The organism is Kitasatospora fiedleri, assembly GCF_948472415.1.
Lineage (GTDB): Bacteria > Actinomycetota > Actinomycetes > Streptomycetales > Streptomycetaceae > Kitasatospora > Kitasatospora fiedleri.
The window spans coordinates 6,510,765-6,533,200 of record NZ_OX419519.1 but is presented as its reverse complement, the minus strand read 5'-3'; the positions used below and the strand labels follow the sequence as shown (position 1 = coordinate 6,533,200).

At 76.4% G+C, this 22,436-nt stretch carries 17 protein-coding genes and 4 pseudogenes; 4 read left to right on the top strand and 17 right to left on the bottom strand.

Annotated elements, in window-relative coordinates; genetic code table 11:
• Positions 1-66 precede the first annotated feature (66 nt).
• The 3 genes and pseudogenes from QMQ26_RS29485 to QMQ26_RS29475 all read right to left on the bottom strand — a co-directional run bounded on the left by QMQ26_RS29485 (position 67) and on the right by QMQ26_RS29475 (position 4,370).
• Positions 67-1,194, bottom strand: coding sequence for a helix-turn-helix transcriptional regulator (locus QMQ26_RS29485; protein ID WP_282203342.1), 1,128 nt, complete (start codon positions 1,192-1,194; stop codon positions 67-69).
• Positions 1,195-1,418: 224 nt separating this feature from the next.
• Positions 1,419-2,932, bottom strand: a pseudogene (locus QMQ26_RS29480) (pyridoxal phosphate-dependent decarboxylase family protein).
• 67 nt (positions 2,933-2,999) lie between these two features.
• Positions 3,000-4,370: a diaminobutyrate--2-oxoglutarate transaminase family protein gene (locus tag QMQ26_RS29475; RefSeq protein WP_100839586.1), complete on the bottom strand. Its 1,371-nt coding sequence runs from the start codon at positions 4,368-4,370 to the stop codon at positions 3,000-3,002.
• Positions 4,371-4,598: 228 nt separating this feature from the next.
• Here QMQ26_RS29475 and QMQ26_RS29470 point away from each other — a divergent pair, with 228 nt between their 5' ends.
• Positions 4,599-5,222 carry a class I SAM-dependent methyltransferase gene (locus QMQ26_RS29470; RefSeq protein WP_282203341.1) on the top strand — a complete coding sequence of 208 codons (624 nt, stop codon included), beginning with the start codon at positions 4,599-4,601 and terminating at the stop codon, positions 5,220-5,222.
• Between the two features lie 39 nt (positions 5,223-5,261).
• Here QMQ26_RS29470 and QMQ26_RS29465 read toward each other — a convergent pair whose 3' ends face one another.
• Together QMQ26_RS29465 and QMQ26_RS29460 are read right to left on the bottom strand one after the other, a co-directional pair.
• Positions 5,262-5,966, bottom strand: coding sequence for a response regulator (locus QMQ26_RS29465; RefSeq protein ID WP_100839588.1), 705 nt, complete (start codon positions 5,964-5,966; stop codon positions 5,262-5,264).
• Entirely contained in the window at positions 5,963-7,642 is a 1,680-nt protein-coding gene (locus QMQ26_RS29460; protein WP_282203340.1) for a sensor histidine kinase, read from the bottom strand. The genes QMQ26_RS29465 and QMQ26_RS29460 overlap by 4 nt, the downstream gene beginning before the upstream one ends.
• Positions 7,643-7,878: 236 nt before the next feature.
• Here QMQ26_RS29460 and QMQ26_RS29455 point away from each other — a divergent pair, with 236 nt between their 5' ends.
• Positions 7,879-9,276, top strand: a complete 1,398-nt coding sequence (locus tag QMQ26_RS29455) for a cation:dicarboxylate symporter family transporter (protein ID WP_282203339.1) — start codon at positions 7,879-7,881, stop codon at positions 9,274-9,276.
• 70 nt (positions 9,277-9,346) lie between these two features.
• Here the strand turns inward: QMQ26_RS29455 and QMQ26_RS29450 are convergent, their stop codons facing one another.
• Genes QMQ26_RS29450 through QMQ26_RS29440 form a run of 3 tightly spaced genes read right to left on the bottom strand, consistent with a single transcriptional unit; the run spans position 9,347 to position 12,303 of the window.
• Complete coding sequence (locus QMQ26_RS29450; RefSeq protein WP_282203338.1) at positions 9,347-10,315, bottom strand: hypothetical protein; 969 nt, start codon at positions 10,313-10,315, stop codon at positions 9,347-9,349.
• 58 nt (positions 10,316-10,373) lie between these two features.
• Positions 10,374-11,057 carry a response regulator gene (locus QMQ26_RS29445; RefSeq protein ID WP_282203337.1) on the bottom strand — a complete coding sequence of 228 codons (684 nt, stop codon included), beginning with the start codon at positions 11,055-11,057 and terminating at the stop codon, positions 10,374-10,376.
• Positions 11,058-11,076: 19 nt separating this feature from the next.
• Positions 11,077-12,303 (bottom strand): sensor histidine kinase, encoded by a 1,227-nt coding sequence (locus QMQ26_RS29440; protein WP_282203336.1) that lies wholly within the window; start codon positions 12,301-12,303, stop codon positions 11,077-11,079.
• Positions 12,304-12,525: 222 nt separating this feature from the next.
• Between QMQ26_RS29440 and QMQ26_RS29435 the strand changes: the two genes are divergently transcribed.
• Together QMQ26_RS29435 and QMQ26_RS29430 are read left to right on the top strand one after the other, a co-directional pair.
• On the top strand, positions 12,526-13,206 hold the full coding sequence (locus QMQ26_RS29435; RefSeq protein WP_282203335.1) for a DUF2306 domain-containing protein: 681 nt from the start codon (positions 12,526-12,528) through the stop codon (positions 13,204-13,206).
• A gap of 105 nt (positions 13,207-13,311) precedes the next feature.
• Complete coding sequence (locus tag QMQ26_RS29430) at positions 13,312-14,544, top strand: GDSL-type esterase/lipase family protein (RefSeq protein ID WP_282203334.1); 1,233 nt, start codon at positions 13,312-13,314, stop codon at positions 14,542-14,544.
• Between the two features lie 14 nt (positions 14,545-14,558).
• On the opposite strand, the gene QMQ26_RS29425 is transcribed toward QMQ26_RS29430, so the two are convergent.
• From QMQ26_RS29425 to QMQ26_RS29390, 9 genes and pseudogenes are all read right to left on the bottom strand, one after another.
• Positions 14,559-15,419, bottom strand: a complete 861-nt coding sequence (locus QMQ26_RS29425) for an alpha/beta fold hydrolase (RefSeq protein WP_282203333.1) — start codon at positions 15,417-15,419, stop codon at positions 14,559-14,561.
• A 362-nt stretch (positions 15,420-15,781) separates the two neighbouring features.
• On the bottom strand, positions 15,782-16,957 hold the full coding sequence (locus QMQ26_RS29420; protein ID WP_282203332.1) for an MFS transporter: 1,176 nt from the start codon (positions 16,955-16,957) through the stop codon (positions 15,782-15,784).
• Positions 16,958-17,342: 385 nt separating this feature from the next.
• Positions 17,343-17,936: a GTP-binding protein gene (locus tag QMQ26_RS29415; protein WP_282203331.1), complete on the bottom strand. Its 594-nt coding sequence runs from the start codon at positions 17,934-17,936 to the stop codon at positions 17,343-17,345.
• The gene (locus QMQ26_RS29410; RefSeq protein WP_318552076.1) at positions 17,917-18,342 is read right to left on the bottom strand and encodes a DUF742 domain-containing protein; all 426 of its coding nucleotides are present in this window, start codon (positions 18,340-18,342) and stop codon (positions 17,917-17,919) included. Before QMQ26_RS29410 ends, QMQ26_RS29415 begins: the two co-directional genes overlap by 20 nt.
• 176 nt (positions 18,343-18,518) lie before the next feature.
• Positions 18,519-18,919 (bottom strand): annotated as a pseudogene (locus QMQ26_RS29405) (roadblock/LC7 domain-containing protein).
• Positions 18,916-19,320: a hypothetical protein gene (locus QMQ26_RS29400; RefSeq protein WP_282203330.1), complete on the bottom strand. Its 405-nt coding sequence runs from the start codon at positions 19,318-19,320 to the stop codon at positions 18,916-18,918. Before QMQ26_RS29400 ends, QMQ26_RS29405 begins: the two are co-directional and overlap by 4 nt.
• 162 nt (positions 19,321-19,482) lie before the next feature.
• Positions 19,483-19,629: pseudogene (locus tag QMQ26_RS38435) on the bottom strand (hypothetical protein); the annotation flags it as partial.
• Between the two features lie 839 nt (positions 19,630-20,468).
• Positions 20,469-21,233: pseudogene (locus QMQ26_RS38430) on the bottom strand (nitrate- and nitrite sensing domain-containing protein); the annotation flags it as partial.
• Between the two features lie 398 nt (positions 21,234-21,631).
• Positions 21,632-22,414 carry an MHYT domain-containing protein gene (locus tag QMQ26_RS29390; protein WP_282203328.1) on the bottom strand — a complete coding sequence of 261 codons (783 nt, stop codon included), beginning with the start codon at positions 22,412-22,414 and terminating at the stop codon, positions 21,632-21,634.
• Positions 22,415-22,436: the final 22 nt, after the last annotated feature.

Here is a 22,436-nt window from a genome sequence, read left to right as displayed (position 1 = left end):
CGGGGAAAATCTGCGGCTGGTGACTACCTGTCAGCCATGGATTAGCCACAGGAGGTAGCCAAGCCGCTACACCGCTTCGACCTCCGACAGCAGCAGGCGCAACGTCAGAGACTGCTTGTCCGCAGGAAGCGCATCGAGCGCAGCACGGGCATGGGTCGCGCCGCCGGCCCGGTCGCCGGCCCGCGCGAGCATCAGTCCGCGGTGCAGCTCCAGATGCGTTGCGAATCGCGGCAAGGCCGCGGGCAACAAAGCCCGGGCTTGGTCCTGTGCGTGTTCGGCCCGCTTCTCCTCACCGAGCCGCGCAAGCAGCAGGGAGGAAAAGACATTCATTCGCCACTCGGGCACCGCGTAGTCCGACTGTGCGTTGGCTGGTGAAGCAACCCGCTCGAACACCCGCCACCCATCGTCGTTGAGCTGCAACGCTGCCCGGCGGTCGCCACGGATCGCAGCGGCATGTGCCTTACCCATGAGCGCGTTGAGCCGCCCGAGGGAGGGCCGCGTGTCGATCGCCAAGGCTTGATCGGCGAACCTCTCCGCAACGGCCAGCGACGCACCCTCGTACCCGAGGGCGATGGCCGCGCGGCCTCGTACCCACACGCGTGCCGCTGGATCGCCGGACCGGTCGGCAGCAGTCGCCGCCATGCCGTACCACTGCGTAGTGCGCACCGCGTCCGTACCGGGGAACGTCTTGGCGAACAGCACGGACAACCGTGCGGCTACGTCCCACATTTGAGGACCTTCAACCTGTCGTTGCAGCACCACCATGTCCGCGGCCAGGCGTCGCTGGATCTCCATCGCCCCCGCAGACATGTAGTCCTGGCCGTAGACGTGGAGCCGCCCCTGCCAGTCGTCCAAGGACGGGCCGCCGTGAAGCGCAGCCGCGAACCCGTGAGCCAGCAAGTCCGCCGTAGCCACGGGCGCTATGGCAGTTGCGGCGACACTCGTCAGAAATGATCGTCGAATCACGTCCGCACTCTCCAGAGCATGCAGGGGCACCTGCAAGGCGGTAGCCAAATGACGTAGCCAGACGGCACCAGGCTTGCGCCCCCGGTAGCCGTTCTCCCATCGACTGACCAGCTGTCGCGTCATGGTCGTACAGTCGCCCAACTCGTTCAGCTTTGACGCCAGTTGGTCCTGGGACATACCCAGGCCACGGCGTAGCTCCTCGATCAGACTCCCCACCGCCGTCGTCATGAACGGCAGCCTACGCCCGAACCGAGCGCCGATCCCGCCGCCCGATTCCCTCGAACGGAGGACCTTTCTTCCTGTGCGACCGACCGAGCGTTCACCACGAGACCACGACGCGGGACAGTGACGTGCACCGTCCCACGGCCTCGCCGGCGTTCACGTGGCTGGGTGCGCGGTTTCCCCGCACCCCGGCTCCGCGTCGGTGAGCGCAGCAGGTGTTCCCGTCGCGCCTAGCCGTGGATCTTGGCGCCGGCGTCGACCACCGCGTGCAGGAGGGCGGCCAGGTCGGTCTCGGTGGTGTGGGGGTTGAGCAGGGTCAGTTTGAGGCGGATTCGGCCCGGGCCGTGGCCGGGGGTTTCGGTGCGGCCGATCACGGCTCGGCCGGTGCGGAGGAGGTCGCGGCGGAGTTGGGCGTTGATCCGGTCGCTGTCCGCCGGGTCGGGGGGAGGTAGCGGAAGACCACAGTGGTCAGGACCGGGTCGCAGTGCAGTTCCAACTCGGGTGTGGTGCGGATGAGTTCGGCTGCCTGTAGGGCGCTCCGGTGGCAGCGGTCGACCAAGGCGCCGAGTCCTTCCCGGCCGAGGACGCGGAGGGTGACGGCGAGCTTGAAGGCGTCGGGGCGGCGGGTGGTGCGCAGGGACTGGCCGAGCAGGCTGGGGTAGCCGGCTTCCTCATCGTCGGCGGGGTTGAGGTAGACGGCGCGGCGGGCGAGCGAGGCGTAGGTGCGGGCCTCGCGGGCCAGGAAGACGCCGGCGGCGGCGGGTTGCCAGCCGAGTTTGTGCCAGTCGAGGGAGACCGAGTCGGCCCGGTCGATGCCGTCGAGGAGGGGGGCGAGGCGTTCGGAGAAGAGGGCGCCGCCGCCGTAGGCCGCGTCGACGTGCAGCCAGGTGCCGTGGCGGGCGGCGAGGTCGGCGATGGCGGGGAGCGGGTCGATCGCGCCGGTGTCGGTGGTGCCGGCGGTGGCGACCACCGCGAGGGGGGTGGCGCCCTCCCGGCCCGCTTCGGCGAAGGCGTCGGCCAACGCGCCCGGGTCCATCCGCAGTTGGCGGTCGACCCGGACGGTGCGGACGGCGCGTTCGCCGAGGCCGAGCAGGGCGGCGGCGCGCTGGACGGAGAAGTGCGCGGCCTCGGAGGCCAGGATGCGGGGGCGCACCCCGGCCGGCAGGCCGTTCAACTCGACGTCGGGGCCGAGGCGTTGGTCGCGGGCCAGCATCAGGCCCATCAGGTTGGACTCGGTGCCGCCGGTGGTCAGCACCCCGGCCGCCCGGTCGGGGTGGAAGCCGACCGATGCGGCGAGTTCGGCGAGCAGTTCGCTCTCCAGCGCGGTCGCGGCGGGGGCCTGGTCCCAGGAGTCCTGGGACGGGTTGAGCGCGCTGACGGCGAGGTCCGCGGCGACCGCGACGGCCAGCGGCGGGCAGTGCAGGTGCGCGGCGCACCCGGGGTCGGACGGGTCGGCGGCGCCGTAGGCCAGCAGGTGCGCCAACTCGCCCAGCGCGGACGGCCCCCGGGCCCCGGCCAGCGCCTCCCGGACGGCCGCCGCGATCTCCTCCGGCGCCCCGGGGGCGATCGGCCCGCCGCGCCGCGCCGCGCCGGCCGCGAGCCCGGCCAGCACCTCGTCGATCAGCGGCCGCAGGGCCGCCGGCCCGGCGGTCCCGCCGGAGAGTTCGGCGTTCCCGCCGGAGGGTTCGGCCGTCCCGCCGGAGGGTTCGGCGTGCTCGCCGGAGATTTCGGTCGTCCCGCTCATGCCCCGCCCGCCAACCTTCCCACCCGATGGTGCATATGACGTCCCGTCAAGTACAGGGTCCCGAATGTCACTTGTCGCCCGGCTGCCGCATCGCGGACTCGATCGCCGCGCAGAGCCGTTCGAGGACGGCCTCGGCCTGCTCGTCGGTGATGGTGAGCGGGGGCAGCAGCCGCAGGACGGCGTCGTGGCGGCCGCCGAGTTCGACGATCAGGCCGCGGGCGAGGCAGGCTTCGCGGACCCGGACGGCGAGGCGCGGGTCGGCGGGGTGGGCGCCGCAGCTGTCGGGGGTGCCCGCGGGGTCGACGAGTTCGACGCCGAGCATCAGGCCGCGGCCGCGGACGTCGCCGATCACCGGGAGGCGGTCGCGGGCGCCGTCGAGGCGGGCGGCGATCCGGGCGCCGACGGTCTCGGCCCGGGCGACCAGGCCGTTGGCGGCCACGTACCGGAGGGTGGCGGCGCCGGCCGCCATCGCCAGGGTGTTGCCGCGGAAGGTGCCGGTGTGGGCGCCGGGCTGCCAGCCGTCGTACTCGTCGCGGTAGACGACGACGGCGAGCGGGAGGCTGCCGCCGATGGCCTTGGAGAGCACCATCGCGTCGGGTTCGATGCCGCTGTGCTCGACGGCCCACATCCGTCCGGTGCGTCCGACGCCGGTCTGCACCTCGTCCAGGATCAGCGGGATGCCGCGTTCAGCGGTGATCCGGCGCATCTCGCGCAGCCAGGTGTCGGGGGCGGGGACGACGCCGCCCTCGCCCTGGACGGCCTCCAGGATCATCGCGGCGGGCGGCAGCACGCCCCCGGCCGGGTCGTCCAGCAGGCGCTCGGTGTAGGCGGCGGCGAGTTCGGCGCCGCGTTCGCCGCCGACGCCGAACGGGCAGCGGTAGGCGTAGGGGTAGGGCAGCCGGGTGACCTCGCCGCCGCTGGGCAGCGGGGCCTTGACGGCGGTGTTGCCGGTGACGGCGAGGGCGCCGGCGGTCATGCCGTGGTAGGCGCCGGTGAAGGCGAGGGCGCCGCGTCGGCCGGTGGCGGTCTGCATCAGCTTGAGGGCGGCCTCGACGGCGTCGGTGCCGGCCGGGCCGCAGAAGTGCACCCGGGACCGGGCGGCGAACTTCTCCGGGAGGCTCTCCAGCAGGGCGGTGGTGAAGTCGTCCTTCTCGGCGGTGGCGAGGTCGAGCAGGTGCAGGGGGGCGCCGCTGTCCAGGGTGCGGCGGATCGCGTCGAGCACCACCGGGTGGTTGTGGCCGAGCGCGAGGGTGCCGGCGCCGGAGAGGCAGTCGAGGTAGCGGCGTCCGTCGGCGCCCTCCACCGTCATGCCGTTCGCGCGCACCGGGACGATCGGGAAGGACCGGGCGTAGGTGCGGGCGGCCGATTCGCGGATGCGCTGACGGCGCAGGATCGCGTCGCCGGCCGGTGCGGCGGGGGTGCCGACGGTGAGGGTCACAGCAGGAGCTCCCTTGGGAAGTTAGGTAAGCCTAACTTTATCTCCGAGGGGTCGGCGCTCGCCGCCGCCGGGCCCTTTGATCACCCGTCCGGGTGAGCGCGACAGCCCGGCTCCCCCGGTCGGGCACCGCTGGACACCCCGACGGACCCCCCGCCCCTCCAACGAGCCGGAGCGCCCCGGGTCACGGCCGCCGCCCGGCCGCTCCCCCGCCCAAGTACCCTCCCGTCCATGGACACTTCGCCGCTCCCGCCGTCCGCCGCCCACACCCGCGAACTGGCCGGGACCCGCGCCTTCTTCGCCGAACGCGCCGCCCGCTGGGACAGCACGTACCCCGACGACAGCCCGCGCTACGCCGCCGCGATCGCCGACACCGGCCTGGCCCCGGGGCAGTTCGTGGTGGACGCGGGCTGCGGCACCGGCCGCGCCCTCCCGCTGCTGCGGGCCGCCGTCGGCCCGGACGGCACGGTCCTGGGCGTCGACCTGACGCCCGAGATGCTCGACCGGGCCCGCGCCCACCGCGCGGACGCCGCCCTGCTGCTGGCCGACTGCACCCGGCTGCCGCTGCCCGACGCGGTCGCCGACCTGGTGTTCGGCGCGGGGCTGATCTCCCACCTGCCCGGCCCCGCCGCCGGCCTGCGCGAACTCGCCCGGGTCACCCGCCCCGGCGGCCGGCTCGCGCTCTTCCACGCGCTCGGCCGGGCCGCGCTGGCCGCCCGTAAGGGCCGCCCGCTCACCCCCGACGACCTGCGCGCCCGCGAGCACCTCTTCCCGCTGCTCGCCGCCAACGGCTGGGCCCCGCTCTCCTACACCGACGAGCCGACCCGCTACCTGGTCCTCGCCGAGCGCGCCTGAACCACCCGGCGGCCCGGGCGCAGCCCCGCGCGGGGCGCCTCAGCCGCCGCTCCAGCGGTAGCCCAGCTCGGGGCGGCCGACCTGGCCGTAGCGGGGCTCGCGGGTGGCGTGGCCGGTGGCGACCAGGTGTTCGAGGTAGCGGCGGGCGGTGATCCGGGAGACGCCGGTGGCCTCGCCCGCGGCCCCGGCCGAGAGGCCGTCGGGGGCGGCGCGCAGCGCGGCGGCGACGGTGTCGAGGGTGTCGGCGGACAGGCCCTTGGGGAGGCTGCTGCGGTCGCTGCCGCGCAGCAGGGCCAGCGCCCGGTCCACCTCGTCCTGGCCGAGCGCCTGGCCGGGCCGGTCGAGGTTGGCCCGGTAGCGGGCGTACTGGCGCAGGCGGTCGCCGAGGGCGGCGGCGCCGAAGGGCTTCAGCAGGTACTGGACGACGCCCGCGCTGACGGCCTGCCGGACCATGGCGAGGTCGCGGGCGGAGGTGACGGCGATGACGTCCGCGCCGTGGCCCGCGGCGCGCAGCGCGGCGCACAGTTGCAGGCCGTGCCCGTCGGGCAGGTAGAGGTCGAGCAGGACCAGGTCGACGGGGGCGCCGGCGGTGCGGGCCCGCTCCAGGGCGCGGACCGCCTCGGCCCGGGAGCGGGCGACGGCGGCGACGGCGAAGCCGGGGGTGCGGGCGGTGTAGCGGGCGTGGGCGTCGGCGGCGACCGGGTCGTCCTCGACCACCAGGACGCGGATCGGCCGTCCGGTCACCGGGCCTCCACCGCCTCGCGCCGGGCCGGGAGGTGCAGCGGGAGCCGGACGGTGAGCACGGCGCCGCGCTCCCCGTCCCCGCCGCGCTCTGCGCCCCCGCCGGATTCGCCCTCGGGTCGGCCGCCGAGCCGGACGTCGCCGCCGTTGCGGCGGGCGGTCTGGGCGACCAGCGCGAGGCCGAGGCCGCGGCCGTGCTGCTTGGTGGTCCAGCCGCGCCGGAAGACGTCCTCGGCGGCGGCGGGGTCGACGCCGGGGCCGCTGTCGGCGACCCGCAGCAGCAGGTGGCCGTGGTCGGTGCGGGCGGTGACCCGGACTTCGGGGGCGGCGTGGGCGGCGTTCTCGACGGCGGCGTCCATGGCGTTGTCGATCAGGTTGCCGAGCAGGGTGACCAGGTCGCGCGGGGTGAGCCGGTCGGGCAGCAGGCCGTCGTCGATCCGGCTGTCCTCGGTGAGGTGCAGGTCGACGCCGCGTTCGGCGGCCTGCGCGGCCTTGCCGAGCAGCAGGGCGGCGAGCACGGGTTCGCCGACGGCGCCGACGACCTGGTCGGTGAGCCGCTGGGCGAGGGCGAGTTCGGCGGTGGCGAACTCCACCGCCTCGCGGTGGCGGCCGAGTTCGATCAGCGAGACCATGGCGTGCAGCCGGTTGGCGGCCTCGTGGGCCTGCGCGTCGAGGGCCGCGGCGATGCCCCGGACGTTGTCCAACTCTCCGGTGAGTCCCTGGAGTTCGGTGTGGTCGCGGAGGGTGACCACGGTGCCGAGGCCGGGCCCGACCGGGGAGGTGTTGAGCAGCAGGACGTGCTCGGCGGTCAGGTGCACCTCGTCCCGGACCGGTTCGGCGCTCTCCAGCGCGCGGGTGAGCGACCCCGGCAGGCCGAGCTGACGCACCGTCAAACCGTCTACCGCACCGGCAGGTTGGAGGAGTTCGCGGGCGGCGTCGTTGCACAGCAGGACGCGGTGGTCGCGGTCGAGCAGCAGCAGTCCCTCGCGGACGGAGTGCAGCGTCGCCTGGTGGTAGTCGTACAGGTGGGCGAGCTGTTCGGCGTCCATGCCGTGGGTGTGCCGGCGCAGCCGGGCGGCGAGCAGGTAGCTGGCGGCGGCGCCGAGGGCGAGCGCGGCGGCGGCGACGCCGATCAGGGCGAGCAGCGGGGTGCGCAGCCGGGCGGTGATGTTGTCGACGGTGATGCCCGCGCTGACCAGGGCGACCACCCGGTGCCGCTGGTCGAGGACGGGGGTGACGACCCGGACGGACGGGCCGAGGGTGCCGGTGTACGTCTCGTGCTGGGTGCGGCCGGCCCGGGCCTGGTCGGTGTGGCCGAGGAAGGGCAGGCCGATCCGGCCGGGGTCGGGGTGGGTCCAGCGGATGCCGTCCGGGTCCATGACGGTGATGAAGTCGACGCCGGTGTCGGCCCGGACCTGCTCGGCGTAGGGCTGTAGGACGGCGGTGTGGTCGGGCCGGACGGCGGCCTCCCGGACGGTGGGGGTGTCGGCGACCGCGAGGGCGACGGCGGTGGCCTGCCGGAGGGCGGCGTCCTCGGCGCGCTGGGCGGTGAACAGGTAGGCCAGGACGGCGCCGCCCGCGACCACGGCCGCGACGATCACGACCTGGACGGCGAGCAGCCGGCCGGCCAGGCTGCGCCGGCGGCGGGGTGGCGGCGGCGGGCTGCTGGTCGGGTGCATGCCGACCAGTGTGCACGCCGGGGCCGGTGCACCGAAGGCCGTGCGCGGACGGCGGTAGCGGCGGGGGCGGCAGCGGCGGCGGGGGGCGACGGCAGCGGCAGCGGCGGCGTGAACAGTATGACCGCAAGCGTGCTCCGGTCGCGGCCCGGCCGGATAGTCGTGCGCGGCCCGCCACCCACGGGCCGGGCGCCCTCCCCCGGGGCGTGAACCGAGCCTACGGCGAAGGAGCCGCGAGCATGGAGCCGACCCAGCACGGAGCACCGTCCGGCGCGAGAAGGGCCGACCGCACCCACTACCTGTACCTGGCGGTGATCGCCGCGGTGGTCGCGGGCGTGGTGGTCGGGTTGGCGGCGCCGGGGTTCGCGGTGGAGTTGAAGCCGGTCGGCACCGGGTTCGTCAACCTGATCAAGATGATGATCTCCCCGGTGATCTTCTGCACGATCGTGCTGGGCGTGGGCTCGGTGACCAAGGCGGCGAAGGTCGGCCGGGTCGGCGGCCTGGCGCTCGGGTACTTCCTGCTGACCTCGACGGTCGCGCTGGGCATCGGCCTGCTGGTGGGCAACCTGCTGGAGCCGGGCAGCGGCCTGCACCTGACGGCGGCGCTGGCCACGTCGGGCCACGCGCAGGCCGCGGCGGGCGCGGAGTCGACCACCGACTTCCTGCTCGGGATCATCCCGACCACCCTGGTCTCGGCGCTGACCGCGGGCCAGGTGCTGCAGACCCTGCTGGTGGCGCTGCTGGTCGGGTTCGCGCTGCAGGCGCTGGGCGCGGCCGGGGCGCCGGTGCTGCGCGGGGTGGAGCACCTGCAGAAGCTGGTGTTCAAGGTGATGTCGATGATCATGTGGGTGGCGCCGGTCGGCGCGTTCGGCGCGATGGCGGCGGTGGTCGGGGCGACCGGCACCGCCGCGCTGAAGAGCCTCGCGGTGATCATGATCGGTTTCTACGTCACCTGCGTGCTGTTCGTGGTCGTGGTGCTGGGCCTGCTGCTGCGGCTGGCCGCCGGGGTGAACGTGTTCGCCCTGCTGCGCTACCTCGGCCGGGAGTTCCTGCTGATCCTGTCGACGTCCTCCTCGGAGAGCGCGCTGCCGCGGCTGATCGCCAAGATGGAGCACCTCGGGGTGAGCCGCCCGGTGGTCGGCATCACGGTGCCCACCGGCTACAGCTTCAACCTGGACGGCACCGCGATCTACCTGACCATGGCGTCGATCTTCGTCTCGGAGGCGATGGACCGGCCGATGTCGCTGGGCGAACAGCTCTCCCTGCTGCTGTTCATGGTGCTCGCCTCCAAGGGCGCGGCGGGCGTGACCGGCGCGGGCCTGGCCACGCTGGCCGGCGGCCTGCAGTCGCACAAGCCGGAACTCGTCGACGGCGTCGGCCTGATCGTCGGCATCGACCGCTTCATGTCCGAGGCCCGGGCGCTCACCAACTTCGCGGGCAACGCGGTCGCCACCGTCCTGATCGGCCACTGGACGGGCGAACTCGACCGCACCCGGCTGACCGCCGTCCTCTCCGGCGCGCTCCCCTACGACGAGAACGCCACCGCCGTCCCCGCGCCCACCACCGTCCCCGCGCCCACCGATCTACCCGCGCAGTCGCCGACCCCCTCCGCGCAGCAGCCCGTCACCGGTTCCTGAGCCGGAGCACGGACGGGCCCCGAGGCCCGGGCAGACGCGGTCAGACGCGGTCAGGCGCCGTCGGGCGCGGTCAGACCGGGTCGGGGGTGGTGCCGGAGAGGGCCCAGGCGAGGCCGGTGGCGGGGTCCTCCAGGGCGAGGTGGAGGTGGCGGAGGTCGTCGGCGGGCTCGGTCCAGGCGAGGCAGTGCAGGCGGGCGACCAGGGCTTCGGCGCGGGGGCGGGAGGGGGCGGTGGCGCCGTCCATCGCGGTGAGCAGCCGCCAGACGGCGAGGCGGCCCTGGGCAGTGCCGCGGTCGGGGCGGGCGGAGGCGAGGTGGACCAGGGCGGGGTAGAGGGCGGCGAACGGGAGCCGGCCGCCGGTGACCTCGGGGCCGCCGGCGAGTTGGGCGGCGGCGTCGGCGGCGCGGCCCCGGACGCAGACGGCGGTGGTCCAGCCGGCCAGGGCGGCGAGCGCCTCGGTGGCCGCGAGGCCGGTCAACCTGGCCCCGGGGTTGGGGAGTTCGAGGACGGCGAGCCCTTCCCTGGTGGGCGGGGCCAGGTGCAGGGCGCGCCGGGCGCCGCCGCCGGGCAGGTACTCGCGGACCCGGGTGTCGCGTTCCCAGCCGCCCTCCTCCCAGGGCTGGAGCCGGTACGGGATCCCGGTCTCGTCCGGGGTGTCGTCGCCGGGGTCCTCGCCGAGCAGGGCGCGGGTGTGCGCGGCCAGGCGGCGGATCGCGGGCGGCAGCGGGAGGGCGTCCAGGACGGGCCGGGGGTGGCGGGTGGCCAGCACCTCCCAGAGCGGTCCGGCGTCGTGGTCGGCGGCGGTCGCGGGGGCGCCGGGCCCGCCGTCGGGGTCGAACAGCCGGGCGGCGAGGGCGGCGGGCGCGCCGTAGGCGACCAGGTGGCCGAGCGGCCCGGAGAGCGGGTCGCCGAGCGCCCGGGCCAGCCGGAAGCGCTCCAGCAGCTCGTCCCAGCGGCCCTGGTCGGCGAGCCGCCGCCCGGACGGGCCCCACCCGTAGCGCTCCGGCCGCGCGGGCCCCGGCCCGTTCTCCACGATCATCCGCTCAATGTACGACCGTACCGGCGCGATCGACCGGCACCCCGCCGGTGACGGAGTGTCACGGAACGCCGGGCCCGCCCGGCCGGTACGGCTGCGCGCCCATCAGCCCGTGCCGGTACGCGGCGGCCACCGCCTGCGAGCGGTCGCGCGCGCCGAGCTTGCCCAGGACCCGCTTGACGTGTGTCTTCACGGTGGACTCGGCGAGGTGCAGCAGCGCGGCGATCTCCTCGTTGGGATGCCCCTCGGCGGCCAGCCGCAGCACCTCGCGCTCGCGGACGGTGAGCGCCGCCAGCGGGCCCGGGTCGACCGGCGGCCCGGGCGCGGGGACGGGCGCGGGCGCGGCCAGCAGGTGGCCGAGCAGGTCGCGGGTGACGGCCGGATCGAGGACCGCCTCGCCCGCGGCGACCGCGTGCACCGCGTCGATCAGCCGTTCCGGCGAGGCCCGCTTGAGCAGGAACCCGGCGGCCCCGGCCCGCAGCGCGCCCCACACGGACGCGTCGTGGTGGAAGGTGGTCAGCACCAGCACCCGGACGCCGCTCCCGGCCAGTCGGCGGGTGGCCTCGACGCCGTCGCAGCCGGGCATCCGGACGTCCATCAGGACCACGTCGGGGCGCAGCGCGCGGGCGAGCTCGACGGCCCGCAGCCCGTCCTCGGCCCGGCCGACCACCTCGATCCGGTCGGCGGTCCCCAGCACCACGGCGAGCCCGGCGCGCAGCAGCGGGTCGTCGTCGGCGATCAGCACCCGGACGGTACCGGGGCGCTCACCGCGCGCTCACCGCGGGCAGGGTGACCCGGACCAGGAAACCGCCGTCCGGGCCGGGCCCGCACTCGGCGGTGCCGTGCAGGCGGACGGCGCGCTCGGCGATGCCGGTCAGTCCGCGACCGGGACGGTGGCCGGGCGGCGGCCCGGAGCCGTCGTCGGCGACCTCGACCACGGTGGTGCCGCCCCGCCGGACCACCCGGACCACGGCGCGCCCGGCGCCGGAGTGCCGCAGCGCGTTGGTCAGCGCCTCCTGGACCACCCGGTACGCGCAGCGGTCCTGTTCCGCGGGCAGCGGCGGGGTGTCGCGGTGCAGCTCCACGGCCAGCCCGGCCCGGGCCATCCGCTCGGCCAGGTGGGGGAGTTCGGCGATGCCGGGCTCGGGGAGCGGTGCGCTGTCCGGGAGTTGGGGTGCGGTACCGCGCAACAGGCCGAGCACCCGGTCGAGTTCGCCGAGCGCGTCGCCGCCGGTCCGCTCGACCTCCAGCAGCAGTTCGCGGCTGCGCTCGGGGGTGCGCTCCAGCAGCCGGCGGGCCGCGCCCGCCTGCACCAGCATCAGGTTCAGCGAGTGGCCCACCAGGTCGTGCACCTCGCGGGCGATCCGGGCCCGCTCCTCGGCGAGCAACTCCTCGCGGGCGCGCCGCCGTTCGACCGCCTGCCCGGCCAGCCGACGGGCACCCGCCCAGCCGAACGCCCACACCGCGAGCCACACCGCCAGCACGCCCACCGGCATCACCACGGCGACGTCCTGCCCGGTGAAGTACCCGGCGACCCCGACCACCACCAGCGGCGGCCCCCACCCCGCCCGGCCCCGGCCCCCGTACCGGCCCACCGCGTACGCGCCCAGCAGGTTGGCGTACGGCGAGATCGGGCTCGGCGCGGCGGCCTGCGCCTCCACGGCCAGCGCCAGCGTCGCCACCAGGTACGCCGTCAGCGGGGCCCGGCGGCGGGCCGCGACGGCGGCGGTGAGCAGCGCGGTCAGGGCCAGCGCGAACGGCATCCGGCCCTCGAAGCGGGCGGCGGCGCCCAGCCGTTCGGCGAGCATCGCCACGCCCAGCACGGCGGCCGGCGCGGCGTCCGCGAGCGGGTCAGGGAGCCGGACCGGGAGGCCGGTCGGAAGGCCGGTCGGAAGGCCGGTCGGGAGCAGGGACCGCAGCCGGGCCGGGGTGGGGGCGAACGCCCTTGCGGGGGAAGGGCGGCGGAGTCTTCGGACGGTGCTGGGCGGCATGGTGCGAGATCCTCGCTGCTGGGGGCGCGGCGGCCGGTCCGCGCAGCGAACCTACCGGACCGGTCCGGGCCCGGGGCCGGGCGTCCGGCGTTGTCCGGGTCAGCTCCGGGTTAGCTCCGGGACGACTCCGGGACGGCTCGGGGCCGCTACCCCCGCTGGGGTGGTCCGGCCGACCCCGCCGGGGGACGCCCCGGGCCGGGGCCGGTCCGTAGCGTCCCCGGCATGACACCGGACCGCCCCGCCGCGATCGAACTCCCCTCCCCCGCACCGAGGTACCGCGCCCTGCGCCGGGCCGGCCGGATCGCCGTCCCCACCCTCGCGCTGCTGGTCGCCGCCGTCTCCGCCCGCTACTTCACCCTCGACCCGGACACCTTCCTCGCCGACCAGCGCGCCGTCTACCTCGCCCACCTCACCCCGCTGCTGCTCCACATCGGCGGCGGCGTCACCGCCCTCGGCCTGGGCCCGCTCCAGTTCCTCCCCGGCCTGCGCGCCCGCCGCCCCGCCCTGCACCGCTGGACCGGCCGCCTCTACGTGGCGGCCGCCGCCGCGACGGGCCTCGGCGGCCTGCTCCTCGCCCCGCACGGCCTCCACCCGCCCGTCGCGCCGCTCGGCTTCACCGTCCTCGCCCTGCTGACCCTGACCACCACCGCCCTCGGCCTGCACCACGCCCGCCACCGCCGCCTCGCCGCCCACCGGGCCTGGATGCTCCGCTCGTACGCCCTGATGTTCACCGCCGTCACCTTCCGCCTCTGGCTCCTCCTGCTCACCCCGGCCCCCCTCCCGGCCGCCGCCGTCTACGCCTCCGGTGCCTGGGTCTCCTGGCTGCTCAACCTGGCCGTCGCCGAGAAGCTGGTGCGCGGCCCGCGCCCGGCGGCACTGAGCACGGCGGTTCGGGGGCAGTAGGTTCGGTGAGGAGCCCGCCGGCCCCGGCCGGACCGGCCGGGCGGTCGAGCGGGCCGGACGGGTCGAGCGGGCCGGACGGGTCGAGCGGGCCGGAGCCGAGGAGCGATGACAGTGGTGGCCATCCGGGAGTATCCGCTGGTGGGCGGGCCGGTGGAGGTGCGCGGTGCGCTGGACCTGGAGCGGACGCCGGCGGGGGTGATGCCGCGCCGGCTGCCCGCCTGGACCAAGGAGCAGTACCCGGACCGGTCGGTCTACGGCGGCACCCTGCTGCCCTCGGGGGTGCGGCTGGTGTTCCGCACCGACGCGCGGGTGCTGGAACTCGAGGTGCTCACCTCCACGGGGCAGCTCGACGGCGCGCCCGAGCCGCAGCCGCCCGGGATGCTGGAACTGACGGTGGACGGCGCCCTGGTCGACCGCCGACGGGCGCCACTGGGCCACGTACTGCGGATGGCGGGGCCCGGGGAGGAGCAGCAGCTGGCGCCGGGGAAGCCGGGGACGGTGCGCTTCGCCGGGCTGCCGGCCGGGATGAAGCGGGTCGAACTCTGGCTGCCGCAGCAGACCCCCACCGAGCTGGTGGCGCTCCGCGCCGACGGCGAGGTCCTGGCCCCGCTGCCCGACGGCCGGCCCCGCTGGGTGCACCACGGCAGCTCGATCAGCCACTGCCCCGGCGCCGACGGGCCCACCGGCACCTGGCCGGTGGTGGCGGCCAGGCTCGGGGGCGTGGAGGTGACCAACCTCAGCCAGCCGGGCAACGACCTGCTGGACCCCTACGTCGCCCGGACGATCCGCGACCTGCCCGCCGACCTGATCAGCCTCAAGACGGGCATCAACATCGTGGGCCTGGCCGCCTTCCGGCTGCGGACCTTCAGCCCGGCGGTGCACGGCTTCCTGGACACCATCCGGGACGGACACCCGGACACCCCGCTGCTGGTGGTCTCCCCGGTGAGCTGCCCCGCCCTCGACACCCGCCCCGGCCCGACCTCGGTGGGCCCGGACGGGCGGATCACCGCCCTGGGCAACCCGGCCGAGCTGGAGCGCGGGGCGCTCTCGCTCCAGGTGGTCCGCGACGAACTGGCCAGGATCGTGGCCCTCCGGCAGGCGCACGACCCCCACCTGCACCACCTCGACGGACGCGAGCTGCTCGGCCCGGCCGACACCGACGACCTCCCCGACGGACTGCACCCCTCCCCCGCCGCCTACCGCCGCATGGGCGAGCGCTTCGCCGCCCACGCCTTCGCCCCCGGCGGCCCGTTCCACTCCCCGCGCGCACCGGGCCGACCGACTGAGCAGGCTGACCGGGCCGACCGACTGAACCGACCGACTGAATCGACCGGCTGAACCGGCCGTCGGGCTCAGTCGGTCGGGGCCCGGCGGTCGAGGGCGAGCACGGCCGCGGCGACCTCGGCGGCGGCCGTGGCGGGGAGCGCGGTGGCGGCCCGGTCGAGGACGAGGAGGCGGGCGCCGGGGATCTCGCGGGCCAGCGCCTCGCCGTTGCCGAGCGGGAAGAAGCGGTCGCGGCGGCCGTGGACGACCAGAGCGGGCAGGGCCAGGGCGGGGAGGCGTTCGCGCCAGCGGGGGGTGCAGTCGAGGCGGGCGAAGACCGCGCCCAGGTGGTTGGCCAGTTGGACGGGGGCCGTGGTCGCGGGGGCGCGGTCCCAGATCCGGGCGGCGGTGGTCCGCGCGGCGGCCGGGTCGTCGCCCAGGACCTCCGCACCGGCCGCGGCGAACCGGGCGACGGCCGCGCGGTCGGTCCAGTCGGGCATCGGGGCGGCGAACAGCCGCGCCATGGTGGGCCCGTCGTGGTCGGGCAGGTCCGGGTCGGGCGGGCCGGGGGCGACCGGGCGGGTGCCGACCAGGGTGAGGGCCGCGAACGCGTCCGGGTGGTCCAGGGCGGCGACCTGCGCGACCATCCCGCCGACCCCGATGCCCGCGAGGTGGGCGCGGCCCCCGCCGAGCACGCCCGCCAGGGCCGCCGCGTCGGCGGCCAGGGTGCGCAGGGTGTAGGCGGGCGCCTGCGGGTCCGCCGTCGCCGACTCCCCGCTGTCGCGCAGGTCGTAGCGCACCACCCGGCGCCCGCCGGCCGCGAGGCGCTCGCACAGCGCGTCGGGCCAGGAGAGCATCGTCGGCCCGCCCGCGAGCAGCAGGAGCGGCGCGTCCCGGGCGCCGAAGGACTCGGTCCCCAGGACGGTTCCGTTGACCTCGACGGTGCTCATCGGGCCCCCCGGCGGACGTGGCGGGTCGGGCCCGGTGTCCCGGCGCTCCGGAGCGGTCCGGGTCCGGGACCGGAACCGGAACCGGTGGTGGCGATAGTGGTCATGGTGCGCGTCATACCAGGTGGGACGGGACCCGCCGCCGGAACTCATCGCTGCGGGGGGAGGGAGTTCCGGCGGGGGCCCGTGGCGTCCGGCGGCTGGGCCCTGTCCGGTCGGTCTTGTCGGATCGGCGCGCGGCGTCGGGCGCCCGGCTGGGAGTGCCGGCGGAACGCCCTCGTACTGGGTGTACTCGGGTGTTTCGCCGGTGCTTCCAGCCGGGATGATCCGGCGTCGCGCGCCCGGCAAGATCGACCGGACCGGACCTACGCCCTCCGGCGCAGCGCGAGGGCGGCCAGCGGCGGGGTGGCGGCGAGCAGCAGGCAGCTGGACGGCGGGAGGTGGGCGAGCAGCGTGCCGGTGAGCGCGGTGGCGGTGGAACTCCCGGCGTTGAAAGAGGAGTTGACCCAGGCCCCGGCGCGGGTGCGTTCGGCGGGGGCGGCGAGTTCGTCGGTGAGGAGGTAGGCGGTGGTGAGGGTCGGGGCGACGGCGAGGCCGGCCAGCGCGGCGACGGCGGTCAGGGCCGGGAGGGTGGGCGCGAGGGCGGCGAGGGCGAGGGCTGCGGCGAGGGCCGCGGTCAGCACGGTGAGCCGGGTCGCGGCCGGGGCGCGCCAGTCGACCGCGCCGAGCGCCAGCCCGCCGGTCGCGCTGCCGGCGGCCAGCGCCGCCTCCACCCAGGCGACGTCCGCGGCGCTGCCGTGGCGTCCGGCGAAGACCACCGCCAGCAGCGAGAACGCCGCCAGGCCCGCACCGGCGCCCGCCGCGGCGGACAGCGGCTGCCGGGCCCGGGCGAGCAGGTGCCGGGTGCCGGAGCGCGCGGTGGCCGCCGCACCCCGGACGGGCACCGGGACGGGCATCGGGACGGCCACCGCCGCCAGGGTCAGCGTGCCGCCCAGGACGAGGGCAGCGCTGAGCAGCACCCCGACGGCCGGACGGGCCGCGGCGGCCAGCAGCCCGGCCAGCAACGGGCCGGTGACGTACAGGAGTTCCTCGGCGACGGTGTCCAGGCTGTAGGCCCGGCGGCGCAGTTCGGGGTCGGCGGCCAGCACGCTCCACTGGGCCCGGGTGACCGGCCCGAGCGGCGGGGCGAGGACGCCCGCGGCGGCGGCGAGGGCCAGCAGTGCCGGGTAGGGGACGCCGGGGCGCCAGGTCGCGGCGGCCAGCGCGAGCAGGGCGGCGGCGTACCCGGCGGCCATCGGGGGCAGGGCCCGGCGCGGCCCGTACCGGTCGACCAGTCCGGCGCGGGTCGGGAAGAGCAGGACGCTGACCGCCGAGAACAGGGCCGTCAGCCAGCCGGCCCGGGCGTACGAGCCGGTGGTGGCGGCGGTGGCGAGCAGCAGGGAGAGCGGCAGGGTGCCGTAGGAGAGGCGGCCGAGCAGGGCGGCCGGAAGGAGCCGGGCGGCGCCGGGGGCGCGCAGCACGGCCAGGTAGGACGCGGACATGGCGGAGTGGTTCCTCAACGGGGACGGCGCACGCGGTGCGCCGGTGGACGGGGACGCCGGAGCGACCGCGACGCCCGCTGCGGCGTGCGGTCGCGGTGCGGTCCCTAGTCACGGGTGGGGAACATGCCGGTCATGCTAGTGCCGCGTCAGGCAACCTTCACCCCGTCGCGACGCCCGGCACGCCCTCTCGCCGCACCGGCCGAAAACCCGAGTACACCCAGTACGAGGGCTTCCGGCCGGCACGCCGAGAGCACGCACCGGACGCCGCTCCTTGACGGGCAAAGGTCGCCTGACGCGGCACTAGCGGCGCGGGCCCGCCCCGGCCTCCCCCTTTCCGGCCCGTCCCCGCCGGTCCGCCCCCGGTCCGCCCCCGGTCCGCCCCCGGTCAGCCGCGGGTCCGGGCCAGCAACCGGGCCGCGTGCGCCTTCCCGGCGTGTTCGACCAGGCTGATCAGGACGTCCTTGCCGGAGGCCCGTTCGCGGGCGTCGCAGAGCACCACGGGGGTCGCCGGGTCGAGGTCCAAGGCCCGGGAGACGTCCTCGGGGCGGAAGGCGCGGCTGCCCTCGAAGCGGTTGACGGCGACCACGAAGGGGATGCCGCGGTGCTCGAAGAAGTCGACGGCGGGGAAGCAGTCGGTGAGGCGGCGGGTGTCGGCGAGGACGACGGCCCCGAGGGCGCCCCGGGCGAGTTCGTCCCAGAGGAACCAGAAGCGGTCCTGGCCGGGGGTGCCGAACAGGTAGACGGACAGGCCCGTGCGGATGGTGATCCGGCCGAAGTCCATGGCGACCGTGGTGGTGGTCTTGCGCTCGACGCCGCCGAGGTCGTCGACGTGGGTGCCGGCGGCGGTCAACTGCTCCTCGGTGCGCAGGGGTTTGATCTCGCTGACGGCCCCGACCAGGGTGGTCTTGCCGACGCCGAAGCCGCCCGCGACCAGGATCTTCAGGGCCAGGTCGGTGCTGTCAGAGGGCACGGAGCCCATGGATGACCTCCTGGAGGACGTGTTCGTGCGGGAGCAGCTCCGGCGGGACGGGGCGGCTGACCCGGATGTGTTCGGCGTCGAACAGGTCGCCGAGCAGCACCCGGACCACGCCGAGCGGCAGGTCGAGGTCGGCGGCGATCTCGGCGACGGAGAGGGCGTTGCCCCGGCAGACCGCCAGGATGGCGGCCTGCTCGGGGCCGACCGGCAGCACGGTCGGGTCGGGGACGTCGGTGACGACCAGCGCGATCAGGTCGAAGGCCCGGCCGGGGCGGGTGCGGCCTCTGGTGAGCGCGTAGGGGCGGACCATCGGACCGGCGTCCTCGTCGTACCACTGGACGGGGCGGGCGGGCGGCGGCGGGTAGCCGAACGGGGAGCCGGGCAGGTAGCGCCGGGGCGGGTAGGCCATCGGAGGTCACCCCTTCTGACGGACGGTCGACGTACTACTGGCTACTGGCCACTGGGCGGTGCGGTGCCGGTCCGGCCGGTCCGGGCCCCGTCGCGGAGTGGTGCCCGGTGCGCGCGTTCCCGCCGCACGCACCGGACACCGCTCCGCGACGGGGCGGAGGTCGCCCCGTCGCGGCACTAGAAACCGCGCGGGGCGGCGTGCAGGTGTTCGCCGACCCGGCGGACCAGGCGGGCCATCTCGTAGGCGACCAGGCCGAGGTCGGCGTCGGGTTCGGCGAAGACGGCCAGGCAGGAGCCCTGCCCGGCGGCGGCGACGAACAGGTAGCCGCGCTCCAACTCGACCATGGTCTGGCGGACTTCCCTGCGTCGAAGTGCCGGCCGGCGCCCTTGGCCAGGCTGTGGAAGCCGGAGGCGACGGCGGCCAGGTGCTCGGCGTCCTCGCGGCCGAGGCCGGTGGAGTTGCCCATCGGCAGTCCGTCGGCGGAGAGCATGACGGTGAACCTGACCCGGGCGGCCCGGGTGGCCAACTCGTCCAGCAGCCAGTTGAGTTCGCCGCTCTGGTGGGGGGTGCCGATCATCGGGCCCGGTCTCCTCTGTCGAAGTCGCTGCGGTCGGCGGGGTGGTGGGTGGAGTGGTCGGCGGGCCGGCCGGTGGGCCGGTCCGCGGGCGGCTGGGCGTGGCCGCGCTGCCAGCCGCGCTGGAACGCGGCCATCGCGGTGCGGGCCTGCTCGGGGTCGCGGTCGGCGGGGCGGTCGGCGGAACGCAGCCCGGGGCGGGCCGGGGCGGGGGCGTCGCGCAGCTGCGGGGCGAGGCTGGCCTGCCGCACCCGGCGCGGGAGTTCGCCCTCCGGCCCGACGGCGGCGGCCGGAACCGCCGGAGCGGGCGGCGCGGGCGGCGCGGACGGAGCGGACGGCGGGCGCGACCCGGCGGGGGTCGGCGCCGGAGACGGGACCGGGACCGGGGCGAGCGCCTGGGACAACGTCCTTACCGTCGGCGGGAGTTCGGGAACAGCAGCCAACTCCCGCGCGCCCGAACGGCTTTCACCCTCGCGCGGGTCACGCAGGTCGCGCAGGTCGAGCAGGTCGAGCGGCAGCAGCACGATCGCGGTGGTGCCGCCGTACGCGGAGGGGCACAGCGAGACCCGGACGCCGTGCCGCTTGGCGAGCCGGCTGACCACGAACAGGCCGAGGCGGTCGCTGTCGAAGAGGTCGACCTGTTCGCTGGCGTCGATCCGCCGGTTGGCGTCGGCGAGCGCTTCGGGGCCCATGCCGAGGCCGCGGTCCTCGATCTCCAGGGCGTAGCCGTTGCCGACCTGTTCGCCGCGGATCTGGACCTTGGTGTGCGGGGCGAGAACCCGGTGGCGTTCTCGACGAGTTCGGCGACCAGGTGGGTGAGGTCGGCGACGGCGGGGCCGGTGACGGCGGCGGGCGGGAGGCGGTGGACGTCGACCCGGGCGTACTCCTCGACCTCGGCGACGGCGGCCCGGACCACGTCGGTGAGCGGGACGGGCTTGCGCCAGGCGCGGCCGGGGGCGGCGCCGGAGAGGATGATCAGGCCCTCGGCGTGGCGGCGCATCCGGGTGGTGAGGTGGTCGAGCCGGAACAGGTCGTCGAGTTCGGCCGGGTCCTCGGTGCGGCGTTCCATCGCGTCCAGCAGGGTGAGTTGGCGGTGCACCAGCACCTGGCTGCGGCGAGCCAGGTTGACGAACACGCCGGAGACGCCGGAGAGCACCTCGGCGCGTTCGACGGCGGCGGTGACGGCGGCCCGCTGGACGCTGTCGAGGGCCCGGTGGACCTGGCCGATCTCGTCCCCGCCGTGCTCGCGCGGCGGCACCTCGGCGTCCACGTCGACCTCCTCGCCGGAGCGCAGCCTGCGCATGGTGGCGGGCAGGGTGCGCCCGGCGAGTTCGAGCGCGGAGTTGCGCAGGGCGTGCAGCTCGGCGACCAGGCCGCGGCCGACCCGGACCGAGACCAGCAGCGAGGCGAGGACCGCGAGCAGGCCGAGCAGCACGGTGGCGCCGGAGGGGGTGAACAGGCCCAGCGCGTACGGGTCCGCGCGGGCGGCGGCGGTCGCGCCGGCCTGCCGTTCGAGGGCGGCCAGGGCCTGCCCGGTGGTGTCGGTGACGGCGGCCCAGCGGGTGGCGGGGACGGCGGCGAGGGCGGCGTCCGGGTCGGCGGCGGCCAGCAGCGCCTCCTCGTAGCGGCGCAGTTCCTGGTACTCGGGGCCGTCGGTGAGGACGGCGAGCGCGGCCCGGTCGGCGGGGCGCAGGTCGGGGACGGCGGTCCGCTCGAACTGGGCGCGGGCGTAGGCGGCCTGGACGATCTGCCGGTACCCGGCCTCGGTGAGCCGGCCGGCGCGCTGGGCGGCGCGCAGCAGGGCGTCCTCGCGGGCGAGCTGCTCGCGGGAGCGGGCGAGTTCGAGCAGGACGCGGGCGTCGGCGGCGACCCGGTGGTCCTGGAGCGCGGTGAGCGAGCCGGTGACGGCGAGGGCGTCGTCGACGGCGGCGGTGTAGACGGTGAAGGCGTCGCTCCAGGGGACGTCGCGGTCGAGCAGGCGGGCGCGCAGCGCGGGGAGGGCGGCGACGGCGCGGCCGAGGGTGTCGAGGCGGCCGGCGGCCTCGGGGCCGAGCCCTTCGGCGTCGGCGCGGTTGTAGTCGGGGGCCAGGGTGAGCGGGGCGGCGGCCAGGTCGGTCTGCCGGGCGGTGCCGCGCAGCGCGGCCTCCTGGTCGGGGCCGGGGGCGGCGAGGAACTGTCCGGCGGCGGCGCGTTCGGCCTGGAGGGCGGCGGCGGTGCGGTCGAGGGGGGTGCGCAGGGCGGCGTCGACGCTCTTGATCCGCCGCAGGTCCCGGACGTCGCCGGCGGTGGTGACGGTGGCGAACGCCCACAGCGCCATCACGGACACCACCGGGACCATCAGCACGGCGACGATCCGGGCCCGGACGGTGCGCGGCCGCAGCCCGGGCCGGGCGGGCGCCGGGGCGGTGAGCGGCGTCTCGTCGGCGGGCGGCCCGGCGTGGGCCCCGCGCCGGGGTGCGCCGGGCCGGGTGCGGGCGGGGCCGCGCGGGTGGCTGGGGGCGGGCGGTCCGCTGCGGGAGGTGCCTCGGCTTGCGCGCATGGGTGTGGGACGGCCTTTCGGGCTTCGGGGGTCGTCGGGGCGGCGGTCGTACGGGCGCGGGCGGGCGCGCGGGACGGGCGCGCCGCGGGCGTACGGGCGCGGTCGGGTACGGCGGAAAAGCGGGCGCGGTCGGGTACGGCGGAAAGGCGGGCGCGGCGGAAAGGCGGGCGCGGGGGTCAGGCGGCGCGGCCGAGTTCCTCGACGGCGAGTTCGCCGGCCTCGCGGTAGGCAGCGTGCTCCTGCGCGGTCGGGGAGAGCGCGACGAAGGCGGAGGTGAGGAAGAGGAAGGAGCCGAGTCCGACCGCGAGCGGGAAGACGAACTCCAGCGGGGTGGCGCCGCCGAGCCCGGTCCGGGCGGGTTCCATGTGGACGTGGACGGCGGCCATCCCGGTGTAGTGCATGCAGCTGACGGCGACGCCCATCACCAGCGCGGCGGCCGCCGCCGCGTACGCGTTGCGGATGGTGACGGCGGCCCAGAGCGCGGCGGTGGCGGCGCCGACCGCGATCAGCACGGACAGCGCCACCGCGCCCGCCTGGTAGCGCAGTTCGCCGTGAATCCGGACGGCGGCCATCCCGAGGTAGTGCATCCCGGCGACGCCGACGCCGGTGGTGAGGCCGCCGAGCAGCAGGCTGCGGCCCCGGTGGCGGCCGTAGCCGACCACGAACACCCCGAGGCCGACCACGGCGACCGCGACCAGCAGGCTGAGGACGGTCAGCGGGACGTCGTAGCGCAGAGCGGTGCCGTCCACGGTGAAGCCGAACATCGCGACGAAGTGCATCGTCCAGATCCCGGAGCCGATCGCGGCGGCGGCGGTGAGCAGCCAGTTCCGCCGGGAGGCGCCGGTGGCGGACAGCGCCCGCAGGGTGCAGCGCAGGCCGAGGGCGGCGCCGGCGCAGGCCATCGCGTAGGAGAGCAGCGGCGTGAGCCAGCCGAAACTGAAGTGGTCCATCGATCCCATCGGGTGCCTCCTGCGAGGGACG